This is a genomic window from Streptomyces sp. URMC 124 (assembly GCF_051386455.1).
Classification (GTDB): domain Bacteria; phylum Actinomycetota; class Actinomycetes; order Streptomycetales; family Streptomycetaceae; genus Streptomyces.
The window spans coordinates 1-20800 of sequence record NZ_JBPQTS010000092.1 but is presented as its reverse complement, the minus strand read 5'-3'; the positions used below and the strand labels follow the sequence as shown (position 1 = coordinate 20800).

The window sequence follows — 20800 nt, the reverse complement described above, 5'->3', positions numbered from 1 at the left end:
GGGAAACCGTACAGGGCTCCGATTGGGGATCCGACTCCGCAGGCCGAACGGCGGGCGTACGACGGGCCGTCGGGGCCGACGGGCGATAGCTGTCGTGGCCACTCACCGGCCAGTCGTAGGCGATTTTCAGCCACCTATACGCTGCATGTATACACACGATGTACAGTCACGCCATGTCAATCGGACACACCCTGCTCGCACTGCTGGAGTCCGGCCCGCGCCACGGCTACGACCTCAAGCGCGCCTTCGACGCCCGCTTCGGCCACGACCGCCCGCTGCACTACGGCCAGGTCTACGCGACCATGTCCCGGCTGCTGAAGAACGGCCTGGTGGAGGTCGACGGGGTCGAGCAAGGCGACGGCCCCGAGCGCAAGCGCTACGCGATCACCGATGCCGGCGTCACGGACGTGGCGCGCTGGCTCGCCGAGCCCGAGAAGCCCGAGCCCTACCTGCAGTCCGTCCTCTACACCAAGGTCGTCGTGGCCCTGCTGACCGGCCGGGACGCCGCCGACCTGCTGGACGCCCAGCGCACCGAGCACCTGCGGCTGATGCGCGAGCTCACCCGGCGCAAGACCGGCGGCGATCTGGCCGACCAGCTGATCTGCGACCACGCCCTCTTCCACCTGGAGGCCGACCTGCGCTGGCTGGAAATGACCGCTGCCCGGCTCGATCAGCTCGCCACGGCGGTGCGCTGATGACGCCGGCGGGCTCCCTCCTCGCGGCGACCGGACTGCGCAAGGCGTACGGCCCGACAACCGCGCTGGACGGCGCGGACTTCTCCGTCCACCCCGGCGAGGTCGTCGCGGTCATGGGCCCCTCGGGCTCCGGAAAGTCGACTTTGCTGCACTGCCTGGCCGGAATCATCCGCCCGGACGCGGGCACCGTCCGCTACGGCGCGCGGGAGCTCTCGCAGCTCTCCGACACCGAGCGCAGCGCCCTGCGCCGCAGCGAGTTCGGCTTCGTCTTCCAGTTCGGGCAGCTGGTCCCCGAGCTGACGTGCGTGGAGAACGTCGCGCTGCCGCTGCGGCTGAGCGGCGTGCGGCGCAAGGAGGCCGAGCAGCGGGCCCTGCGGTGGATGGAGCGCCTGGAGGTCGCGGACGCGCGCGGCAAGCGCCCCGGCGAGGTCTCCGGCGGCCAGGGCCAGCGCGTGGCCGTCGCCCGGGCGCTGATCACGACCCCGCGCGTGGTCTTCGCGGACGAGCCGACCGGCGCCCTGGACTCCCTCAACGGCGAGCGCGTGATGGAGCTGCTGACCGAGGCCGCCCGCGAGACCCGGGCCGCCGTCGTCCTGGTCACCCACGAGGCCCGTGTCGCCGCGTACTCCGACCGCGAGGTCATCGTGCGCGACGGCAGGGCGCGCGACATGGCGGGGGTGGGCCTGTGAGCGAGGAGCACACCACCCCGCGCCCCGGCCGCGGCCCCGCCGACCGGCCCACCGGGCCCACCGGCGCCGCCGCCTGGCTCCGCGACCTGGGCATGGGCGCGCGCTTCGTGGTCACCGGCGGGCGCGAGGGCCTGGTGCGCGCCGTCCTCACGGCGCTGGCCGTCGGCCTCGGCGTGGCCGTGCTGGCCGTCGCCGCGTCCGTACCGCAGCTGCTGAGCGGGCGTCAGGACCGCGAGTCGGCCCGCTCCGTGAGCGCGCCGGCGGAGTACGAGCGGCCCTCGGGGGACGGGCCCGCGAAGGGCAGCGGCACGCTGCTCTACCGGTCGGCGGAGACCGATTTCCACGACTGGCGGATCTTCGGCGCCGTCCTGCGCGCCGAGGGCCCGGACGCCCCGCCTCCGCCCGGCGTAGCGGCGTTCCCCGGGCCCGGCGAGATGGTCGTCTCCCCCGCCCTCGGCCGCCTCCTGGACTCCGGCGAAGGCGCCGCGCTCCGCGGGCGCTTCCCGTACCGGACCGTGGGCACCATCGGCGACTCCGGCCTCATCGGCCCCAGCGAGCTCGCCTATTACGTGGGCAGCGACCGGCTCGCGCCCGGGGAGGGCGTCGTCCGCGTCGACCGCTTCGGCCACGACGCGGAGCACGCCCCCGCGGAACCGGCCGTGGTCATCCTCGCCACCGTGGCGGGCGTCGTCCTGCTGCTGCCGTTCGCCGTGCTCATCGGCACGGCCGTCCGCTTCGGCGGCGAGCGGCGCGACCGCCGGCTCGCGGCCCTGCGCCTGGTCGGCGCCGACAGCAGGACGGCCCGGCGGATCGTGGCCGGCGAGGCCCTGTGCGGGGCACTGCTCGGCCTGGTCGCCGGAGCCGGCTTCTTCTTCCTCCTGCGCGGTCTCGCCCGGCACGTCATGATCCGCGAGGTCACCGTCTTCCCGTCGGACGTCGTCCCGGGCCCTCCGGCGATCGCGCTGATCGCCGTCGTCGTCCCGGCGCTGGCGGTCCTGGTGACCTTGCTGACGCTGCGCAGGGTCGCGATCGAGCCGCTGGGCGTCGTCCGCGGCGGTACGGCCCGGCGCCGGCGCCTGTGGTGGCGGCTGCTGCTGCCGGCCGCGGGCCTCGCGCTCCTCGCGCCCGGCGCGCTGAAGATCACCGGGAGCCCCTTCGGCGGCGCCTTCGTGGGCCCCGAGGAGCTGGTTCCCGCGGCCGCGGGCGCCGCGCTGCTGCTCGTCGGCGTCGCCGTCCTCCTGCCGTGGCTGGTCGAGGCGTGTGTGGCACGGCTGCGGGGCGGTCCGCTGTCCTGGCAGCTGGCGACCCGGCGGCTGCAGGCGGACAGCGGCCCGGCCGCGCGGGCGGTCAGCGCCATCGCCGTGGCGGTGGCAGGGGTGATCGCGGTCCAGATGATGGTCTCCGGCATGCGCAGCGAGGGGCGGCCGCGGACCGACACGGTGGCCGGCCACTCCCAGCTGCAGGCTTCGTACCGGGCGGGCACCCCGGAGGAACTGCGCGCGTACTCCGCGAAGTTCCGGGCGACGCCCGGCGTCCGGGACGCCGTGGTCTTCGTCGAGCAGTACGCCCACGCCGTCACCGAGAAGGGCGGCGTCACCACCGTGCACGTGGCCGACTGCACCACCCTGAGCCGCCTGGCGGAGCTGGAGTCCTGCCGTGACGGCGACGTGTTCGTCGCCCAGGAGAAGGACGGTGACGTGGAGACGGCCCACCGCTTCGCTCCGGGCACCGCGCTGGAGATGGGCGGCTTCGAGGCGGCGAAGGAGGCCGGCGTGCCCGCCTACCGCTGGAGCGTTCCCCGGTCCGCGCGCGTCGTGGCGACCCGGCCCGCCCCGGCCGGCGAGCCCGCGTACGGCATCCTCGCCACGCCGTCCGCGATCGACGCCCGGGCGATCCCCGACGCCCGGACCACCGTCCTGGCCTCGGTCGACCCCGGCGACCGCGACGACGCCGTCGAGCGGTTCCGCAACACCGCCGCCGGGATCGACCCGGGCATGCGGGTGTGGCGGCGCGGCGGCGTCGTCAAGCACGACGGCCTCGGCGCCGTGGACGACGCTCTGAGGGCCGGCGGGGTCGGTCTCCTCGTCCTCATCGGGCTGAGCCTGCTCGTGACGACCGTGGAGCAGCTGCGCGAGCACCGGCGGGCGTTGTCGACGCTGGTGGCCTGCGGGACGGACCGCGCGACGCTGGCCCGTTCCGTCCTGTGGCAGACGGCGGTCCCCGTCGCCTTGGGCATGGTCCTCGCGACCGCGAGCGGCATCGGGCTGGGCCGGATGCTGCTGGCGCTGGTCCACGAGGACGTGCGGGACTGGTTCGCCTTCGCGCCGCTGGCCGGTGCGGGCGCGGCGCTGATCGCCGCCGTCACGCTGCTGACCCTGCCGGCCCTGTGGCGCGCCACCCGCCCGGAGGGCCTGCGGACGGAGTAGGGCCGCCAAGCAGGGCCGCGGGCCGGACCGGTGGGGCTCCACCGGTCCGGCCCGCGCGGGCGTTGCCGCCTCACGCGGTGGCGATCCGCACCGGAAGCTTCCGCAGCTCCTTGCGCAACGCCACCGCGAACTGCTCGAACTCCCCCTGCCGCGCGGCCCCGGACCGCATCGCCAGAGCGATCCTCCGCGACGGCACCGGATCGGCGAACGTCCCGGTGGAGAGCTGTTCGTTCCGTTCGGCCTCCACGCGGAGCGCCGTGCGCGGCAGCAGGGTGACGCCCATTCCGCCGCCGACCAGCTGGACGAGCGTGGACAGACCGGCCGCGCTGGTGGTCATCGCCGCTCCGGTCGTCCGGCCGGCCTCGCGGCAGATGTCGAGCGCCTGGTCGCGCAGGCAGTGGCCCTCGTCGAGGAGGAGCAGGTCCAGCTCGCGCAGGGCCTCCCGCGGGATGTCGCCGCGCCCGGCCAGCCAGTGGTCGCGGGGGGTGACCAGGACGAAGTCCTCGTCGAAGAGGGGGATTTCGCTGACGCCGGGCGCGCCGAGCGGCACGGCGAGCAGCAGCAGGTCGAGCCGCCCCTGGGTGAGCCCGTCGAGCAGCGAGGACGTCTGCTCCTCGTGGACCTGCAGGTCCAGGTCGGGGTAGGAGGCGTGGACCAGGCGCAGGACCGTGGGCAGGAGGTAGGGCGCGACGGTCGGGATCACCCCGAGGCGCAGGACGCCGGTGAAGGGCGCGCGGGCGGCGTCGGCCTCCTCCATCAGCGCGGCGACGTCGTCGAGGACCGTGCGGGCCCGGGCGGCGAGGCGCTCCCCCGCGGGACTGAGCAGCACCTTTCTCGTCGTACGCTCGAGAAGCTGGACGTCGAGGACGTCCTCCAGCGCGGAGACGGCGCCCGAGAGCGCGGGCTGGCTCATCCCGAGGGCGGTCGCGGCGTCACGGAAGTGCAGGTGCTCCGCGACGGCGACGAAGGCCCGCAGCTGGGCGAGGCTGGGCTGGCGGGGGCGGGCCCCCGGGGCTATGGACGACACGGCCGGCGCGGCCGGCGGCTGTGGTGCGTGCTGCGGTGCAGACGACATGACTGATAAGCACCTCCGATCAACATCTCCCAGTCTAGCTATTTCCGTTATCAATGGCTCCTGTGGCAGGGTTGCTCATGTCCAACCCCGTAGGAAACTCCTGTCACGGGAGCTTCCGTTCGCTGCAAGGAGAGCGCGTGCTCACTGTCGGTGACAAGTTCCCCGAGTTCGACCTGACCGCTTGTGTGGACCTCGACGCGGACAAGGCTTTCGCGCAGATCGACAACAAGACCCACGAGGGCAAGTGGAAGGTCGTCTTCTTCTGGCCCAAGGACTTCACCTTCGTCTGCCCGACCGAGATCGCCGCGTTCGGCCAGCTGAACGACGAGTTCGCCGACCGTGACGCCCAGATCCTCGGCGTCTCCGGCGACTCCGAGTTCGTGCACCACGCCTGGCGCAAGGACCACAAGGACCTGCGCGACCTGCCCTTCCCGATGCTGGCCGACGCCAAGCACGAGCTGATGCAGGCCTGCGGCGTCGAGGGCGAGGACGGCTACGCCCAGCGCGCCGTCTTCATCGTGGACCCGAACAACGAGATCCAGTTCGTCATGGTGACCGCCGGCTCCGTCGGCCGTAACCCCAAGGAGGTCCTGCGGGTCCTCGACGCCCTGCAGACGGACGAGCTGTGCCCCTGCAACTGGTCCAAGGGCGAGGAGACCCTCGACGCGGTCAAGCTCCTCGCGGGCGAGTGAGCTGATCACCCATGGCGCTCGATGAGCTGAAGTCCGCCATACCGGACTACGCCAAGGACCTGAAGCTGAACCTCGGCTCGGTCATCGGCAACTCCGACCTCCCGCAGCAGCAGCTGTGGGGCACCGTGCTCTCCTGCGCGATCGCGACCCGCTCGCCGATCGTGCTGCGCGAGCTGGAGCCGGAGGCCAAGGCGAACCTGTCGCCGGAGGCGTACACGGCCGCCAAGGCCGCCGCCGCCATCATGGCGATGAACAACGTCTACTACCGCACCCGGCACCTGCTGTCGGACCCGGAGTACGGCAACCTGCGCGCGGGCCTGCGGATGAACGTCATCGGCAACCCGGGCGTGGAGAAGGTCGACTTCGAGCTGTGGTCGCTGGCCGTCTCGGCCATCAACGGCTGCGGCATGTGCCTCGACTCGCACGAGCAGGTCCTCCGCAAGGCGGGCGTCTCGCGCGAGACGATCCAGGAAGCGTTCAAGATCGCCGCCGTCCTCCAGGCCGTCGGCGCCACCCTGGACGCCGAGAAGGTCCTGGCGGACAACGCCTGATCTGCTCTCCTCCTCAGATGCGTGTGGGCCCCGGCCGTTACGGCCGGGGCCCACACGCATGTCCTGATCCGCCTCAGCTGCGGGAGGCCTCGGAGGAGGCTTGCGCGGCAGGCCCGTCCGGTGGCGCCGCGGCCAGGGCCTTGTCCTTGGCGTAGGCGCGCAGATAGCCGACGACCGTATTGGTCACCGCGGCCAGCGGCACCGCGACCACCGCGCCGCCGATGCCGGCGACCAGGGAGCCCGCGGCCACCGAGAGGACCACCGCGAGCGGGTGGACGCGCACGGCGCGGCCGAGGATGAACGGCTGCAGCACATGACCCTCGATCTGCTGCACCGCGAGCACCACGGTCAGCACCATCAGGGCCGTGAAGACGTCCTTCGTCACCAGCGCCACGACCACCGCGAGCGCGCCGGAGACCACGGCGCCGACCAGCGGGATGAAGGCGAACAGGAAGATGAAGACGGCCAGCGGCACCGCCAGCGGCACCTTGAGGAAGAACAGCCCTATGCCGATGAAGATCGCATCGATCAGGGCCACTATCACCGTGCCCCGCACATAGGCGGTCAGCGTCGCCCACGCGCGCGGACCCGCGCCCGCCACGCCCTCGCGCGCCGCCGCCGGGAACAGCTTCAGCAGCCACTCCCAGATCCGCGGCCCGTCGTAGAGCAGGAAGAGCGTGCTGAACATCGCCAGCAGGATGCCGGTCAGCACCTCCAGGATCACCTGGACGCCCTCGATGCCGGCGGTGGTGATGTCCTTGGTGTTGGCGCCGATGGCCGTGCTGAGGTTGTCGGCGATGTTGTTGATCTGGTTCTCGGTGACGTGGAACGGGCTGGTGAGCAGCCAGTGCTTCAGGTCCTTGATGCCCTGCTGCACCTGTCCGGACAGGTCGTCGAGGTTGTCCGTCACCTGCCAGACCACGAACCAGCCGACCAGGCCCATGACGACGAAGCCGGAGATGAAGGTCATGGCCGTGGCGAGCCCCCGAGGCACGCCACGGCGCTTGAGCCAGGCGACGGTGGGCTGCAGCAGCGCGGTGATCAGCAGGCCGGCGACGAAGGACAGCACCACCAGGCGGACCGAGCTGATCACGCGCATCAGCACCCAGAGGGTGCCCGCCAGGATCAGCAGCCGCCAGGCGACCTCGGCCGCGACCCGCACGCCCCAGGGCACGACGGCCACGGGGTCGGGGCGCGCCGGGACCGCGGGTGCGTACCCGGGCGGCGGCGGTACGTGTTCGGGGTCGCCCGCGGCGGGCGCGGGCGCCGGGACCGCAGGCCCGGCACCGGACCGGGCGGAGTCGTCCGCGGCGCCGGAACGTATCGGCAAGGAGGCGTGTGCAGGGTCGGCGGCGCGGCCGGGCTCGGGCGCGCCGTCGGCACCGGTGGTGTCGGCGGCCGGTGCCGCGCCCTCCACCTCTGCCGTGCGCTCCTCGAGCCGCCGGGCGAGACGGGTCAGACCCGCTCCCGCACCGCCGACCCATCGTGGCAATCTGGACATTTCTCTTCCTCTACCCCCACTCCCCCGTGGCCAGGGTGAACGTTACCCCTGACGGGTGACGCGGGAAGACAGCCGAGCCCCCGGCCTGGTGAGACCGGGGGCTTGCGAGGGCGGGGAAGTGACCGGCGCTAGGCGCGGCCGGTGCGCCCTAGTACCACTGGTTGGCCTGCCAGAACGACCAGGCACCGCAGGGGCTGCCGTAGCGCTCGTTCATATAGCCGAGGCCCCACTTGATCTGGGTGGCGGGGTTGGTCCGCCAGTCGGCACCGGCGGAGGACATCTTGGAACCGGGGAGCGACTGCACGAGGCCGTACGCGCCGGAGGAGGGGTTCTCCGCGGTGTAGTCCCAGGTGCTCTCGTTGTTCACGATGTTGCTGAAGCACTGGAACTGGTCGCCGGGGACCATGGAGCGGGCCATCGCCTTGACCTCGGCGACGGAGTAGGAGCTCTTGGTGGGGAAGGACGACGCGTCGCGCGTCGCGGAGCGGCTGCTGACCTGCTCCTTCTCCTCCTTCTCGCGCTCCTTGGCCTTCTCCTCGGCCTCCTTCTTCTTGGCGGCCTCGTCCGCGGCTTCCTTCTTCGCGGTGGCGTCCTCGGCGGCCTGCTTGCGCGCGGCCTCCTCGGCGTCCTTCTTGGCTGCGCTCTCGGCGGCCTCGGACTGCGTGTCCGCCTGCTGGGTCAGGGAAGCGGCCTGTGCCCGGACGTTCTGTCCAGCGGGGATGTCCGCGAGGAGCGTCTGGTCCGCTGCGGTCGCCTCGACCCGGTCGTTCGTACCCTGGTCATGGCCTGCAGCGACACCTACGACGGCGCCGACGGTGGTGACCGCGGTGGCGGATGCCACGGCGAATCCCCGGACCGAAATCCGGCTCACACGTTTTCCTTCCAGCATCGCCCGCATGGGTGACCTCGCGAGCGCGATCGTGCCCCTGGCGCTGGCCTCCGTCATCGGTCACAGAAGGCGCGGGCCCGTGGGGCCTCCCGCGAAGGAGGTCCGCGTGACGCTCGGGCGGCATACGGCGACGCTGTTCAGTTCTGGAGCTGCTCTGCACTGCCCCCGTGGGGGCCCAAGTGCCGTATGCGGGGCCTGACAGGACCCAGACTCTGCCCGACCCGGTTGCCCCGAGGCAATTCCGGGTTACGTGGGAAAGGTCACACCTCGTTTATGCCTGTGGCTTTTCCGGAAAGCCCGACGCACAGCAGCGGCGCGCGGCTAAGCTCCTTGGCTTTGCCGCGCGCCAACGGCCAACGGCCTTGGATATCGGGCCGGGTCGTGTCAGATCCGGCCGTCCTCCAGCAATTCGGTCACCAGCGCCGCGATCGGCGAACGCTCCGAACGCGTGAGCGTGATGTGCGAGAAGAGCGGATGCCCCTTCAGCTTCTCGACGACGGCGACCACGCCGTCGTACCGCCCCACGCGGAGGTTGTCGCGCTGCGCCACGTCGTGCGTGAGCACGACGCGCGAATTGGCGCCGATGCGCGAGAGGACCGTCAGCAGCACGTTCCTCTCCAGGGACTGGGCCTCGTCCACGATCACGAAGGCGTCGTGCAGCGACCGGCCGCGGATGTGGGTGAGCGGCAGCACCTCCAGCATGCCGCGCCCGACGACCTCCTCGATCACCTCGGAACTCGTCACCGCCGAGAGGGTGTCGAAGACGGCCTGGGCCCAGGGGCTCATCTTCTCCGCCTCGCTGCCCGGCAGATACCCCAACTCCTGCCCGCCGACCGCGTACAGCGGCCGGAAGACCATCACCTTGCGGTGCTGCCGCCGCTCCAGGACGGCCTCCAGCCCCGCGCACAGCGCCAGCGCGGACTTGCCCGTGCCGGCCCGGCCGCCCATCGACACGATCCCCACCTCGGGGTCGAGCAGCAGGTCGAGCGCGACGCGCTGCTCGGCGCTGCGGCCGTGGATGCCGAACGCCTCGCGGTCGCCGCGCACCAGCCGCACCGAGCCGTCGGCCGCGACCCGGCCGAGCGCCTTGCCCCGCTCGGACTGCAGCACCAGGCCGGTGTGCACGGGCAGTTCCGCGGCCTCCGGGATGCTCGCGACCTCGGCGGCGAAGAGCTCGTCCACCTGCTCGGCGGTGACGGTGAGCTCCGCCATGCCGGTCCAGCCGGAGTCGGTGATCGCGAGCTCCGCGCGGTACTCCTCGGCGAGCAGGCCGACGGCCGACGCCTTGATCCGCAGCGGCAGGTCCTTGGAGACGACCGTGACGTCGTACCCCTCGGCCTGGAGGTTGCGGGCGACCGCGAGGATGCGCGAATCGTTGTCACCGAGGCGGAAGCCGGCGGGCAGTATGCCCGTATCCGAGTGGTTGAGCTCGACCCTGAGCGACCCGCCCAGATCACCGATCGGAATCGGGGAATCCAGTCGGCCGAATTGCACCCGGTACGCGTCCAGCAGACGCAGTGCCTGCCGCGCGAAGTAACCGAGCTCGGGGTGGTGCCTCTTGGCCTCCAACTCCGTGACCACCACCACGGGCAGCACGACCTCGTGCTCCTCGAAGCGGGACACGGCGCCTGGGTCGGCCAGCAGGACGCTGGTGTCGAGGACGTAGGTGCGCCGGTCGTTCTCACGGCGCTTCTTGCTGGTCACCACGGGTGGACGAACCCCCTCGGGGAGGTCGGGGCGCGACGGCGTCGCCGGGGAATGGGCCGGGATCGGAGCCCTTCGAGGGCCCGGCTGCGGCCCTCCGCGGGCGGCCGCGCGACCTGACAGGGCCGCTCGGTCCGCACGGTCGTCGTCCGTGTGCAAAGGGCCTCCCGGGCGGGCGGCCCCATGCCGCCCGCTGGCAGAGCGACGGTCTTAGGACAGACCGTCGGCCTGCAGGGGATATTCCCGCTGGACCGCTTGACCATGCAACGGCATATGCGGTGACGTGGTGAGCCACCGGTCCGTCAGGATCCGTACCCGTGGCGACGGAACGTACTGCGGTACGACCTCAGGAGCCGTACGACGTCAAAGGTCAGGAGCCGTACCTGCGGTGCCGCGCGGCGTAATCCCGCAATGCGCGCAGGAAGTCGACCTTCCGGAAAGCCGGCCAGAAGACTTCGCAGAAGTAATACTCCGAGTGCGCGCTCTGCCAGAGCATGAAGCCGGACAGCCGCTGTTCACCACTGGTCCGGATGATGAGGTCAGGATCGGGCTGGCCGCGCGTGTAGAGGTGCTTGGTGATGTGGTCCACGTCCACCTGCTCGGCCAGTTCCTCGTAGGACGTGCCGTTTTCGGCCGCTTCGAGGAGCAGCGAGCGCACCGCGTCCGCGATCTCCTGCCGGCCGCCGTAGCCGACGGCCACGTTGACCAGTATTCCGCCGGTGTCGAGCGTGTCCTGCTCGGCCTCCTTCAGCACCGACTGCGTCCGCGCGGGCAGCAGGTCCATCGTGCCGACGTGGTGCACGCGCCAGCGGCCGTCCGCGGCGAGCCCGCGCACCGTGTTCTCGATGATGCCGAGCAGCGGGTTGAGCTCCACGGCCGGGCGGTCGAGGTTGTCGGTGGAGAGCATCCAGAGGGTGACGACCTCGACGTCCGTCTCGGCGCACCAGCCGAGCAGCTCGGAGATCTTGTCGGCGCCCGCCTGGTGACCCTGCTCGGTCGTGCGGCCGTCGGCCCGCGCCCAGCGGCGGTTGCCGTCGAGGATGACGCCGATGTGCTTGGGCACCTGCGCATGGTCGAGGCGGCCTTCCACCCGGCGTGCGTAGAGCCTGTACACCAGGTCGCGCAACTTCACGTTTCCAGCCCCTCCAAGCCACGGCGGTCGCCCCGAGGGCGCCACATTACTGCCCGCGTGTCACGGGAACCCAACTCGGTCCGTCACAAGACCGTGATAGTCAGATGCACATGACCGATTCCACACATTCCGCTCACTATCGTGCGGCCGATTCCCGCTACGACGCGATGGAGTACCGGCGAACGGGCCGCAGCGGCCTGAAGCTGCCCGCCATCTCCCTCGGACTGTGGCACAACTTCGGTGACGACCGCACCCTGGAGTCGCAGCGCGCCATTCTGCGCCGCGCCTTCGACCTCGGCGTCACGCACTTCGACCTGGCCAACAACTACGGCCCGCCGCCCGGCTCCGCCGAGCTGAACTTCGGCAAGATCTTCGCACAGGACTTCCGCCCGTACCGCGACGAGATCCTGATCTCCACGAAGGCCGGGTATCTGATGCACCCCGGTCCGTACGGCGAGTGGGGCTCGCGGAAATACCTGTTGTCCTCGCTGGACGCGTCGCTGCGCCGGATGGGTGTCGACTACGTCGACATCTTCTATTCGCACCGGTTCGACCCGGAAACCCCGCTGGAGGAGACGATGGGCGCGCTCGCGTCCGCCGTGCAGCAGGGCAAGGCGCTGTACGCGGGCGTGTCCTCGTACAGCGCGGAGCAGACCGCCGAGGCGGCCCGGCTGCTGCGCGCGATGGGCGTTCCGGCCCTGATCCACCAGCCGTCCTACTCGATGATCAACCGGTGGACGGAGGACGACGGCCTGCTCGACACCCTGGAGGCGCAGGGCATGGGCTGCATCGCCTTCGCGCCGCTCGCGCAGGGCCTGCTCACCGACAAGTACCTGCACGGCGTCCCGGAGGGCTCGCGCGCCTCGCAGGGCAAGTCGCTGGACCCGGGGCTGCTGACCGATGACGTGGTGGGCCGGCTGCGCGGCCTGAACGCGATCGCGGAGCGGCGCGGGCAGTCGCTCGCCCAGCTGGCGCTCAGCTGGGTGCTGCGCGATCCGCGGATGACCTCGGCGCTGATCGGTGCGTCGAGCGTCCGCCAGCTGGAGGCCAATGTGGCCGCGCTGGGGGCACCGAAGCTGACCGATGACGAACTGGTGGAGATCGATTCCCTCGCGGTAAGCACCGAGGGCGTCAACATCTGGGCCCGCCGCGGCTGACCCCGGACGGACCGGCCCGGCAGACACGATTCGTCACCGTGGGTGACCGGGGGGAAAGAAAACGGGCCGGTCCGTGGGGGGGATACGGACCGGCCCGAGGGGGGGTTTCCACCTTAACCGGTCTGAGGCCGTGCTCGTTGCACCTAGGGGGGTGACGGCGCGCGGAATGCTGACACTGGGTGACCTTTTCGATCTTGAACAACCCGGCGCGACCGGAGCGTTCGGAGGCCCCGGGGGCCTGTCAGCACTGGGCCTACAGCGTAGAACCAGCCATTTGGCGGACAGCTCCGATCGGCGCTTGGGAACACTTCGATAACGTCCGGAAAATTCACGGCCGACTTGACGCCACGACGGGCTCGGGCGCGTCGGCGGCCGGGCCGGGGGTCGCATGGTCGGCCGGTCCGGGGGTCGCGTGGGCGGATCGCCGGGTGAGGTCGCGCGTGGGGCCGCGCGTGAGGTCGGGGACGAGGGTGAGGACCCCGGCGACGGCCATCGCCGCGCCGAGCCACAGCGGGGAGCGCAGGCCGTAGGCGTCGATGGCCAGCCCGCCGACCGACGAGCCGATGATGATCCCAAGGGTGATGAACGAGGAGTGGATGGAGTTGACCAGCGGGCCGGCGTTGCCGGCGCGCTGGACGCGGGTGACCATCGCCGGGTTCATGGTGACGCCGACGAGACCGACGCCCATCATGAAGACGACCGCCGGGGCCGGCACGCCGGCCGTCAGGGCGAAACCGGCGAGGAAGAACGCGTTGAGGACCAGGCCCCACAGCAGGACGCGGACGGTGTGCCGGTCGGCGAGGCGCCCGACGACGTAGTTGCCGAGGACGGTGGCGGCGCCGTAGGCGATGAGCAGGACCGGGACCGTGCCGGTGGAGAAGCCGGTGACCTCGGTGAGGATCGGGTTGAAGTAGCTGAAGGCCGAGAAGGTCGCGCCGATGACGAAGGTGCTGGTGGAGAGCGCGATCCAGAGTTCGCGGCGCTTGAAGACCGCCGCCTGACCGCCCGCGCCCCCGGCCTCCTCCGCCCGGTCCGCGGCGGGCACGCCGACGGCCGTGCAGACGGCGGCGAGCACGGCGAGGGCGGAGATGGCCCAGAAGGCGGCGCGCCAGCCGAAGTGCTCCCCGACCACCGTGGACAGCGGCAGCCCCAGCAGCGTGCCGAGCATGAGCCCGTTCAGGGCGACGGCCACGGCCCGCCCGCGCACCTCCGGGCGCGTCAGCTGGGCGCACATCGACAGGGAGACGCTGAAGAAGGCCTGCGAGGCGATGCCGGTGACGATCCGCGCCGCCATCATGGCGCCGTACGAGGTCGCGGTGGCGGCCAGCACGTTGCCCGCGAGGAAGACGGCGAAGAGGGTCATCAGGGCGGTCTTCGGCCGCAACCGCATGACGGCCACGGTCAGGAAGGGGCCGCCGGCGGCCATCGCGACCGCGAAGGCGGTGATGAGATAGCCGATCTCGGGGACGGTGGCCCCGAGCCCTTCGGCCATCTGGGGCATCAGTCCGGCGACGACGAATTCGCTGGTCACCATGGCGAAGATGCCGAGGGCGAGGAGATAGACGGCGCGGGGCATGGGTGAGTGCTCCTAGAGTTTTGGATTGTGCAGTACAAAATCAAGGCATGCAAAGACGAAGAGAAAGGAGACGGGGAGAGGAAGGGTGCAAGGAAGGAAAGGAAAGGAAAGGACGAGGGCGGGCGAAGGAAACCCGGCAGCCCCCGTCAGAGGGCGTCGACCGTGGTGCGCAGGATCCCTTCGAGCGCCTGCCGCCCGACGCCGGCCCGGGCGGAGACGCGCATGCCCCCGATGGCCGCGATCACGAAGTGCGCGAGGGCGCCGGCGTCCTTGCCCGGATCGATGTCACCGTCGCGCTGCCCGGACTCCAGGGCGGCCTTGAGCGCCTCGAACCGGACCCGGTAGTCACGCCGCAGCACACCGGCCACTTCGGGATCCCTGGACCCCAGCTCGATACAGGTGTTGACGACCAGACAGCCGCGGCGGTCCTCCGCGTGGAGCACCTCTTCCTCGACGATGACGCCGAGGAGCGCCCGCACCTTCTCCCGCGCGGGCATCGGGCTCTCCAGCACCGCGTCGATGCTCCCGTTCTTGCGCTCCATATAGCGGAGCAGGGCGCGCCGGAAGAGGTCGTGCTTGCTCTTGAAGGTGTTGTAGATGCTGCTCCGGCCCAGACCGGTGGCTTCGCACAGATCCTGGGTCGAGGTCGCCTCGTACCCGGCGGTCCAGAACGCCTCCAGCGCGGCGTCGACCGCCCGCTCCTCGTCGAACTTCCTCGGTCGGGCCATGACAGGACCGTAACAGTTTTGGACCACCCATTCCAATAGCTTGCCCCCTCAGCTCACGCCCGCTCCTCCGCTCAGCACCCCCAGCCACGCACCGGCGATCATGAAGGGACCGAAAGCCAGCGCCGTGCCGCGCCCCGCGCGGCGGGTCACGAGCAGTGCCACTCCGTAGAGAGAACCGAGCAGCAGACCCGCGAAGGCTCCCAGGAACAGCACCTGCCAGCCGTACCAGCCGAGCGCACAGCCCAGCCCCACCGCCAGCTTCACATCGCCGAAGCCCATTCCCGCCGGGTGGATCAGGAACAGCGTGAAGTACCCACCGCCGAGCACCAGTCCGCCCAGCAGCGCCCCCGTCCACGATCCGGCCGCCCCGGGTATGAGGGCGGCGGCGCCGAGCAGGAGAGCCGTTCCCGCAGCGAGGGGCAGCGTGAGCACATCCGGGAGCCGCCGCACGGAGCGGTCGACCGCTGCCAGCGCGACGGCGACCGGGGCGACCAGCAGCCACACCGCGAGTTCGGGCCGGAGTCCGGTCACGGCGGCCAGCACCCCGCACACCACGGCCGTCGCCACCGAGAGCCACAGCGCCCCCGGCCCGTACCCCTCGCCGCACACGCCGCACCGGGCGCGGCCCAGCCACCCCCCTATCGCGTGCCCGCACGGACCCGTCGACTGCCAGGGCTCTTCCGGCTCGACACTCAGCCGATACCGGACCCGTGGCACCAGCAGACCGCCCACGGCCCCGTAGACGGCCGCCGACAAGATCAACAACGCCTCCATACCCAGAGAATACGGAGATCCCCGCGCCCCTGCCGGAGCCTGTGGATAAGGTCCGGAGCATGCTCCGCAGACAGGACGGCACGGCACGACTACACATCCCCGGCCGGCCACCGGTCCCTTTGGAGATCGCCACGTCCTACCGGGCCCGCACCCGGGGGCTCCTGGGCCGCGACGCCATCGAAGGCGCCCTGCTCCTCACACCCGCCACGAGCGTGCACACCTTCCGGATGCGCTTCTCCATCGACGTGGCCCACCTGGACCGGGACCTGAGGGTCCTGACGATGTGCACCATGCAGCCGGGCCGGCTCGGGGCACCGCGCCTGCGCGCCCGTCACATCCTGGAGGCCGAGGCGGGTGCCCTGAGCGGCTGGGGGCTTCGCCCGGGCGTCCAGGTGGAGATCCGGGACGCCGCTGCGGCACCCGGGGAACCCGGTCCCCAGGGCCGACCGCGCCCGCTTACGTGAAGGGACGGCGGGCCCGGCGGCGGGCCGTCAGCGTCCACCCGGCGAGCCCTGCCAGCAGAGCCGAGCCCGTTCCCACGCCCGCGTAACCGACGAAGCGCAGCCTCCCGTCCGGCCCTCCGTCCAAGGGGGTCGCGGTGCCACCGGCGACCGGCTTCGGGGCCAGTTCGGCCGGCCGGGCGGCAGCCACGCCGATGTCGAGCGTGACAGGCACCGCCACGGACGCTCCGGCGCCGGCCTTCGGACTCACACTCACCTGGAGGTAGTACCACCCGGGAAACCGCATGCCCCGAACGGCGTCGCCGATCGCCACACCGCCGCCGTACGCCGCCGGGGGCGTGGCGAGGGAAACGGTCGCAGGCCTGCCCTGATACCCGGCCGTCCTGTTCATCACATAGCCGCGGGAGGAGTTGTTCAGCCCGAGACGCACTCCGCCGGCCACGTACGGGGTGGCAGCGCCACCGTTCCGGGCGGCTCCGAACCGGCCGCGGGCGAAGAGTTGCCGGCCCGCCTCGACCGACACCCGGTAGAAGTGCGTCTCCCCGGGCCGGAGTTCATCCTCCCAAGAACCGGCAGCCACCTCTGCCGCATCGTGAAAACCGAACCCTCCGGTGACCTTCTTGCCCGGCCCGTCAGGCAGCGCGGGCGCCTGTGAGGCCCATGTGCCGCCGGAGGCCGACAAGCCGCCCCCGCCACCCGGCCCGTCGGCAACCGGCTGAGCCGTCGCATACTGCAGTTCCACCGGAACCGCCGCGTCGTCGCCGCTCCTCGCGTCTCCCCGTTCCAGTACGAAGCGGTACGTCCCCGCGGCCGCGCAGGCACTGCCCGCCCGCACCACCCTTTCCGCATGGTCGGCGATGGGGTAGGCGCCGCCGACCGAGAGGAACGTCCGGTGCCGGCCGGCCCCGCACGGCGTCCCGTCCGAGGCCTCGAGTGCGACGTCGATGCCGTCCCTGGGGCCCATGGTGCTGCCGGGGCGCGGGGCGGCCACAGCGGAGACGTACGCACTGGACGCGCCGTCCAGCTCGACCGTGTAGTACTTGCGCTCTCCGGGCCGGACGGAGTCCTTGTACGACTGCGGGCCCGGCCTCAGCACCGGTCCGCCGTCCTTGGTGGGGGCACCCTCCACCGCCTGTGCCCCCGGCGCCATCGTGTACGCCGCCGCGGCTCCGGTCTCTTCGGCTGCTCCCGCCTGCCCTGCCACCGCCATCAGTAACCCCAGCACGGTCACTCCGACGACCCCGCCCCTGGCCCTTCCGCGGCCCCTCATTCCACGCCTCCCTCACCACTCCCCCGGCACCCGCGTGCCCCATCCTGCCGTGCAGTCCGAGGAGTTCGCGAGGGTTCAGCACCGCCCGCGGAAGTCTTCCAAGGCACTCCGGACGGTGCGGACCATCAACCGCGGACGGTAGAAGACGTCGTCACGGGTGAAGCGGAGGATGCGGCCCACCTCAGGGCATCCGGCGAGTTCGTTGAAGCGCATGGTGTCGTTCTGGTGAGCGGCCCTTGTGCCGTGCCAGGCGAAGCCTTCGATCTCGATGCCGAGTCCCTCCGCGCGGAAGAGGAAGTCCAGCCGCACGGTGCGTCCGCGAGCCGTCGTGACCTCGGCCTGCGACTCCGGGTGCAGCCCTGCCCGTCCCATCTCCAGACGCGCCTTGGTCTCGGCCGGGGAGCCACTGGCCGGGTCGGTGAGCGCCAAGGCCCGCCGCGCCGACTTGATGCCCGGGCGGCGCGACGCTTCCTCCAGCGCCAGCGCCACATCCTCCCGGCGGGCCAGGCCGTGGGCGAGCGCCGAATCGGCGGCGATGACGGCCTCATCGGGCGGCAGGGCCCGCAGCAGGTCGGACAGCGTCCGCACGGCCGTGGTGACCCGGACGTCCGCGACCACGGTGACCTCGCTCTCCGCCAGCGGGGCACGGTGAAAGACGATGCCCGACCTGCGTCTGCGCCCTTCGAGCGAAGTGAGCTCCGGCCTGCACGGTCGCATCAGCACGATCCCGTGCGCCGCTGCGGCCGAACTGTGGCTCGCAACGAGCTCGGGGTGGTGCACTTGGAGCGCCCGCAACCGCAGGCGCAGATCCGCTTCCCGGCCAGGCTCGGCCCACGCACCGGCGTGCAACCGCGACCAGCCGGCGCGGCGCAACGAGCGGGCGGCCCCGCCGGGGGACAGCCCGGCGGCCACGGCCTGGGACGTCAGGACGACCCCGCCCTGCACTGCGGCCAGCTCACGCAGGCGTGGGTGATCTGCCTTCATCCACCCAGCACAGCGCATCCGCGCCCGTACGGCGACCCCTGTGGAAAACGGGTCCGGTTCCGCGAGCGCCCCTATCCCCTCCGGGGGAAGCTGACTTCCACCCGACGGTTCTTCCTGCGGCCCTCCTCCGTGGAGTTGTCCGCGATCGGGAACTGCTCGCCGTAACCCCGGATCTGATACGCGACCGAGGGCGAGCCTATCTCCCGGGCGAGCTGCTGCTGGACCGCATCGGCGCGTTCCTTCGACAGGGCCAGGCCGTGCGCGGTGGAGCCGAGGTTGTCGGTGAAGCCGAAGACGCGCAGGGTCCCCGCCTTCTGCTTCTTCGCCTCCGCCGCGATCGCGCTGATGCGCTTGCCCACCTCTTGGCTCAGCCTTGCGCTGTCCTTGTCGAAGAGGACCTCGGCCTGAAGGGCGAAGGTGACGTCGACGTTGGTGTCCTCGCGGCGCTCGTCGCCACCGTCCGTCTCGACCACGGACTTGATGTCGAGGACGCGCCCCGGGGCGAGCTTCGCGCCGGAGCGCAGCTTCAAGTCGCGATCGGCGCCGTCGATCTTCACGGGCGGGGTGGTGTTCGCCGGTCCCCCGGGACCGGCGGAACCGGAGCCGCCCCGGGCGGCCGCGGGCAGGGCGGCAGGCGTGACCGTCACGGCGAGAAGTGCGATCAGGGGGGCGGCGAATGCAGTGCCGCAACGGATCCTGAGCGTCGGCACGGCGCACTCACCCCGAGATCTTGATGCGGGCGGACGGCATGGTGGGCAGCTGGAAGTCGACTTCGGTGACATCGTCCGGAGGCGCGGGGAACTGGGCGAAGACCGGGCGGCTCTCGTTGGGCTTGACGTTGGTCAGACCCGTGCTGCACAGGCATTCCCCGTCGGTGTCGCGAAGCACCAGATAGCGCTTCTTGCTCGCCTGATCGACGAGTGAGGCCCCGGAGACGGAGGAACGGGACTTCATCTCCGTCTCCTTCGACAGCCAGTGGATCGCGTTGAACGGTCTGGAGCCGTGATTGGTGAGCGTGCCGTTGACCGTCACGAACCCGCCCTCGTCCCGTACGGCCGAGGTGAGCGCGATGACGATGCCGTCCGGGCCCTTCATCTCGCCGATCGCCCCGGACGGCTGATCCTGGGGCCGGTTCTTGGCCTCGCCCTGCCGTCCAGCGGGCTTCTCGGAGGCACGGGCGTCCGTTTCCTTGCTACCACCGTCGCCACCGCAGCCCGCCACAGCCAGGGCCGTGAAGGCGGCGAGCGCGGCCGCCGTCGCGCGCCCACGGGCCCTGTTCATGTGCGGCGTTCTCATGCTCGCGTTCCTCCGTTCGTCGGGCGGGCTTGCGCTGCAGACGCCGGGAGGGCGGCTGCCGGGGCGAGCGGCCCGGACGGCGTCGTCCTGCGCACGCCACCTCATCCGCCGTCCGCCAAGCGCACGGAAAAGAGGGTGGCGGCTCTCAGCAGGGGCCCGGGCCGTCCGGGTTCGATCCGTACGGCCTTGCCGTCACAGACGATCTCGACGGCTGGCTTCTGTTCCGCCTGACTTCCGGGGCCGGGGCTCCCGGACGGTCCCGGGCTGCCTGAGGGACCGGAGGACGGGCTGGCCGAAGGCTGCTCCGCGGGCGGCTTCCCGACGCACCGCGGCTCGACGACCGCCCGAGCCGTCGCGGTCGCGTGCTGGTCCTCAGTGCCGGGCACGACCGACTTGCCGACCGCCGATGCGGACCTGACCGTGACCGCGAAGGACGCGGGCAGTGCCACCGCTGAGGCGATGCATCGCCCTTGCACATCAGCGCCATTGGCCTCGGCGTAGGGGGTGGCGGCACTGCAGGCCGCGGCCGGGTCGCCCAAGCGGCCGGCCAGCCAGTCACGCCAGGGCCCGCCCACGTCCGCGGCCGTCAGCAGGCCGGCGTGGAGCTGGTCCCGGTAGGCCTGCGCCGCGGCGAGTGCCGCCGCGTCCGCCGCGGTCTGGGCACCGTTCTTCGTGGCTCCCGCGCGGCCGACCGCGAAGAACGCCAGGGCCAGGAAGAAGAGGGCCGCCACGGCGGTGATGTAGATCGGGAAGGCCTGCCCCCGGTCACCGCCGACCGGCGCGCAGGTCAGCCGCTGGTGACTTCGCTGATCTTGTCGGAGATGGCGCTGGCGATCGCGCTCCCGAAGTCCGTCCTGGTCAGCACGAGGACGATGGCCACGACCACGGCAATGATCCCGAGGTACTCGATCGCGGTCTGGCCCCTGTCGTTTCCCGGCAAGCGGCCCCTTCCCAGGAGGCGGTCGTTCCCCAGGAAGCGGATCCTTGCCAAGAGGCGGCTCTTCCCCACGAAGCGCTTCCCCATCACGTTCCCCTCCATCGGCAGCGGGCCCCGTCCGTCCGGGCGGTCGAGCACAAGAAAAGTACGCCGGATCAGCGGTGGCGGAACAGTGCCTCCGGCACCATTCACCCCCTGTTAAAGGGAGTTGGCGAGACTCTCGCCTCGGGCACCTCATCCGCCTCGGCCGGGGCCCCCCCCCC

21 protein-coding genes are annotated in these 20800 nt (G+C 71.6%); 7 read left to right on the top strand and 14 right to left on the bottom strand.

What is annotated here, in order from left to right:
• Positions 1-173 precede the first annotated feature (173 nt).
• The 3 genes from ACSNOG_RS19850 to ACSNOG_RS19840 are packed head-to-tail and all read left to right on the top strand — an operon-like array spanning position 174 to position 3810.
• The gene (locus ACSNOG_RS19850; RefSeq protein ID WP_436754006.1) at positions 174-695 is read left to right on the top strand and encodes a PadR family transcriptional regulator; all 522 of its coding nucleotides are present in this window, start codon (positions 174-176) and stop codon (positions 693-695) included.
• Positions 695-1384: an ABC transporter ATP-binding protein gene (locus ACSNOG_RS19845; protein ID WP_436754005.1), complete on the top strand. Its 690-nt coding sequence runs from the start codon at positions 695-697 to the stop codon at positions 1382-1384. Before ACSNOG_RS19850 ends, ACSNOG_RS19845 begins: the two co-directional genes overlap by 1 nt.
• Positions 1381-3810 carry an FtsX-like permease family protein gene (locus tag ACSNOG_RS19840; RefSeq protein ID WP_436754004.1) on the top strand — a complete coding sequence of 810 codons (2430 nt, stop codon included), beginning with the start codon at positions 1381-1383 and terminating at the stop codon, positions 3808-3810. Before ACSNOG_RS19845 ends, ACSNOG_RS19840 begins: the two co-directional genes overlap by 4 nt.
• A gap of 70 nt (positions 3811-3880) precedes the next feature.
• Here the strand turns inward: ACSNOG_RS19840 and ACSNOG_RS19835 are convergent, their stop codons facing one another.
• A complete protein-coding gene (locus ACSNOG_RS19835) occupies positions 3881-4885 on the bottom strand; it encodes a LysR substrate-binding domain-containing protein (protein WP_436754003.1) in 1005 nt (334 codons plus the stop codon).
• A 137-nt stretch (positions 4886-5022) separates the two neighbouring features.
• Between ACSNOG_RS19835 and ACSNOG_RS19830 the strand changes: the two genes are divergently transcribed.
• Both ACSNOG_RS19830 and ACSNOG_RS19825 read left to right on the top strand, forming a co-directional pair.
• A complete protein-coding gene (locus ACSNOG_RS19830; RefSeq protein ID WP_030367520.1) occupies positions 5023-5577 on the top strand; it encodes a peroxiredoxin in 555 nt (184 codons plus the stop codon).
• A gap of 11 nt (positions 5578-5588) precedes the next feature.
• Positions 5589-6128, top strand: a complete 540-nt coding sequence (locus tag ACSNOG_RS19825; RefSeq protein WP_436754002.1) for an alkyl hydroperoxide reductase — start codon at positions 5589-5591, stop codon at positions 6126-6128.
• 73 nt (positions 6129-6201) lie between these two features.
• Here the strand turns inward: ACSNOG_RS19825 and ACSNOG_RS19820 are convergent, their stop codons facing one another.
• From ACSNOG_RS19820 to ACSNOG_RS19805, 4 genes are all read right to left on the bottom strand, one after another.
• The gene (locus ACSNOG_RS19820) at positions 6202-7629 is read right to left on the bottom strand and encodes an AI-2E family transporter (protein ID WP_436754001.1); all 1428 of its coding nucleotides are present in this window, start codon (positions 7627-7629) and stop codon (positions 6202-6204) included.
• A 148-nt stretch (positions 7630-7777) separates the two neighbouring features.
• On the bottom strand, positions 7778-8518 hold the full coding sequence (locus ACSNOG_RS19815) for a transglycosylase SLT domain-containing protein (RefSeq protein ID WP_436754011.1): 741 nt from the start codon (positions 8516-8518) through the stop codon (positions 7778-7780).
• 384 nt (positions 8519-8902) lie between these two features.
• Complete coding sequence (locus ACSNOG_RS19810; protein ID WP_436754000.1) at positions 8903-10225, bottom strand: PhoH family protein; 1323 nt, start codon at positions 10223-10225, stop codon at positions 8903-8905.
• A gap of 367 nt (positions 10226-10592) precedes the next feature.
• Positions 10593-11354 (bottom strand): isoprenyl transferase, encoded by a 762-nt coding sequence (locus ACSNOG_RS19805; RefSeq protein ID WP_436753999.1) that lies wholly within the window; start codon positions 11352-11354, stop codon positions 10593-10595.
• Between the two features lie 104 nt (positions 11355-11458).
• Between ACSNOG_RS19805 and mgrA the strand changes: the two genes are divergently transcribed.
• Positions 11459-12511, top strand: coding sequence for an L-glyceraldehyde 3-phosphate reductase (gene mgrA / locus ACSNOG_RS19800; protein ID WP_436753998.1), 1053 nt, complete (start codon positions 11459-11461; stop codon positions 12509-12511).
• 328 nt (positions 12512-12839) lie between these two features.
• Here the strand turns inward: mgrA and ACSNOG_RS19795 are convergent, their stop codons facing one another.
• The 3 genes from ACSNOG_RS19795 to ACSNOG_RS19785 form a co-directional block, all read right to left on the bottom strand.
• The gene (locus ACSNOG_RS19795; protein WP_436753997.1) at positions 12840-14087 is read right to left on the bottom strand and encodes an MFS transporter; all 1248 of its coding nucleotides are present in this window, start codon (positions 14085-14087) and stop codon (positions 12840-12842) included.
• 146 nt (positions 14088-14233) lie between these two features.
• The gene (locus ACSNOG_RS19790; protein ID WP_436753996.1) at positions 14234-14815 is read right to left on the bottom strand and encodes a TetR/AcrR family transcriptional regulator; all 582 of its coding nucleotides are present in this window, start codon (positions 14813-14815) and stop codon (positions 14234-14236) included.
• A gap of 48 nt (positions 14816-14863) precedes the next feature.
• Positions 14864-15589, bottom strand: coding sequence for a prepilin peptidase (locus ACSNOG_RS19785; RefSeq protein ID WP_436753995.1), 726 nt, complete (start codon positions 15587-15589; stop codon positions 14864-14866).
• Positions 15590-15648: 59 nt separating this feature from the next.
• On the opposite strand from ACSNOG_RS19785, the gene ACSNOG_RS19780 reads away from it, so the two are divergent.
• Positions 15649-16053, top strand: a complete 405-nt coding sequence (locus tag ACSNOG_RS19780) for a DUF192 domain-containing protein (protein WP_436753994.1) — start codon at positions 15649-15651, stop codon at positions 16051-16053.
• Here ACSNOG_RS19780 and ACSNOG_RS19775 read toward each other — a convergent pair.
• The 6 genes from ACSNOG_RS19775 to ACSNOG_RS19750 form a co-directional block, all read right to left on the bottom strand.
• Positions 16046-17275, bottom strand: coding sequence for a hypothetical protein (locus tag ACSNOG_RS19775; protein WP_436753993.1), 1230 nt, complete (start codon positions 17273-17275; stop codon positions 16046-16048). The two genes, ACSNOG_RS19780 and ACSNOG_RS19775, sit on opposite strands and share 8 nt — an antisense overlap.
• A 120-nt stretch (positions 17276-17395) precedes the next feature.
• Positions 17396-18304: a hypothetical protein gene (locus tag ACSNOG_RS19770; RefSeq protein WP_436753992.1), complete on the bottom strand. Its 909-nt coding sequence runs from the start codon at positions 18302-18304 to the stop codon at positions 17396-17398.
• Positions 18305-18375: 71 nt separating this feature from the next.
• A complete protein-coding gene (locus ACSNOG_RS19765; RefSeq protein ID WP_436753991.1) occupies positions 18376-18951 on the bottom strand; it encodes an OmpA family protein in 576 nt (191 codons plus the stop codon).
• 70 nt (positions 18952-19021) lie between these two features.
• A complete protein-coding gene (locus ACSNOG_RS19760) occupies positions 19022-19600 on the bottom strand; it encodes a hypothetical protein (RefSeq protein ID WP_436753990.1) in 579 nt (192 codons plus the stop codon).
• A gap of 101 nt (positions 19601-19701) precedes the next feature.
• Positions 19702-20331 carry a pilus assembly protein TadG-related protein gene (locus ACSNOG_RS19755; RefSeq protein ID WP_436753989.1) on the bottom strand — a complete coding sequence of 210 codons (630 nt, stop codon included), beginning with the start codon at positions 20329-20331 and terminating at the stop codon, positions 19702-19704.
• A gap of 56 nt (positions 20332-20387) precedes the next feature.
• The gene (locus ACSNOG_RS19750; protein WP_436754013.1) at positions 20388-20540 is read right to left on the bottom strand and encodes a hypothetical protein; all 153 of its coding nucleotides are present in this window, start codon (positions 20538-20540) and stop codon (positions 20388-20390) included.
• Positions 20541-20800: the final 260 nt, after the last annotated feature.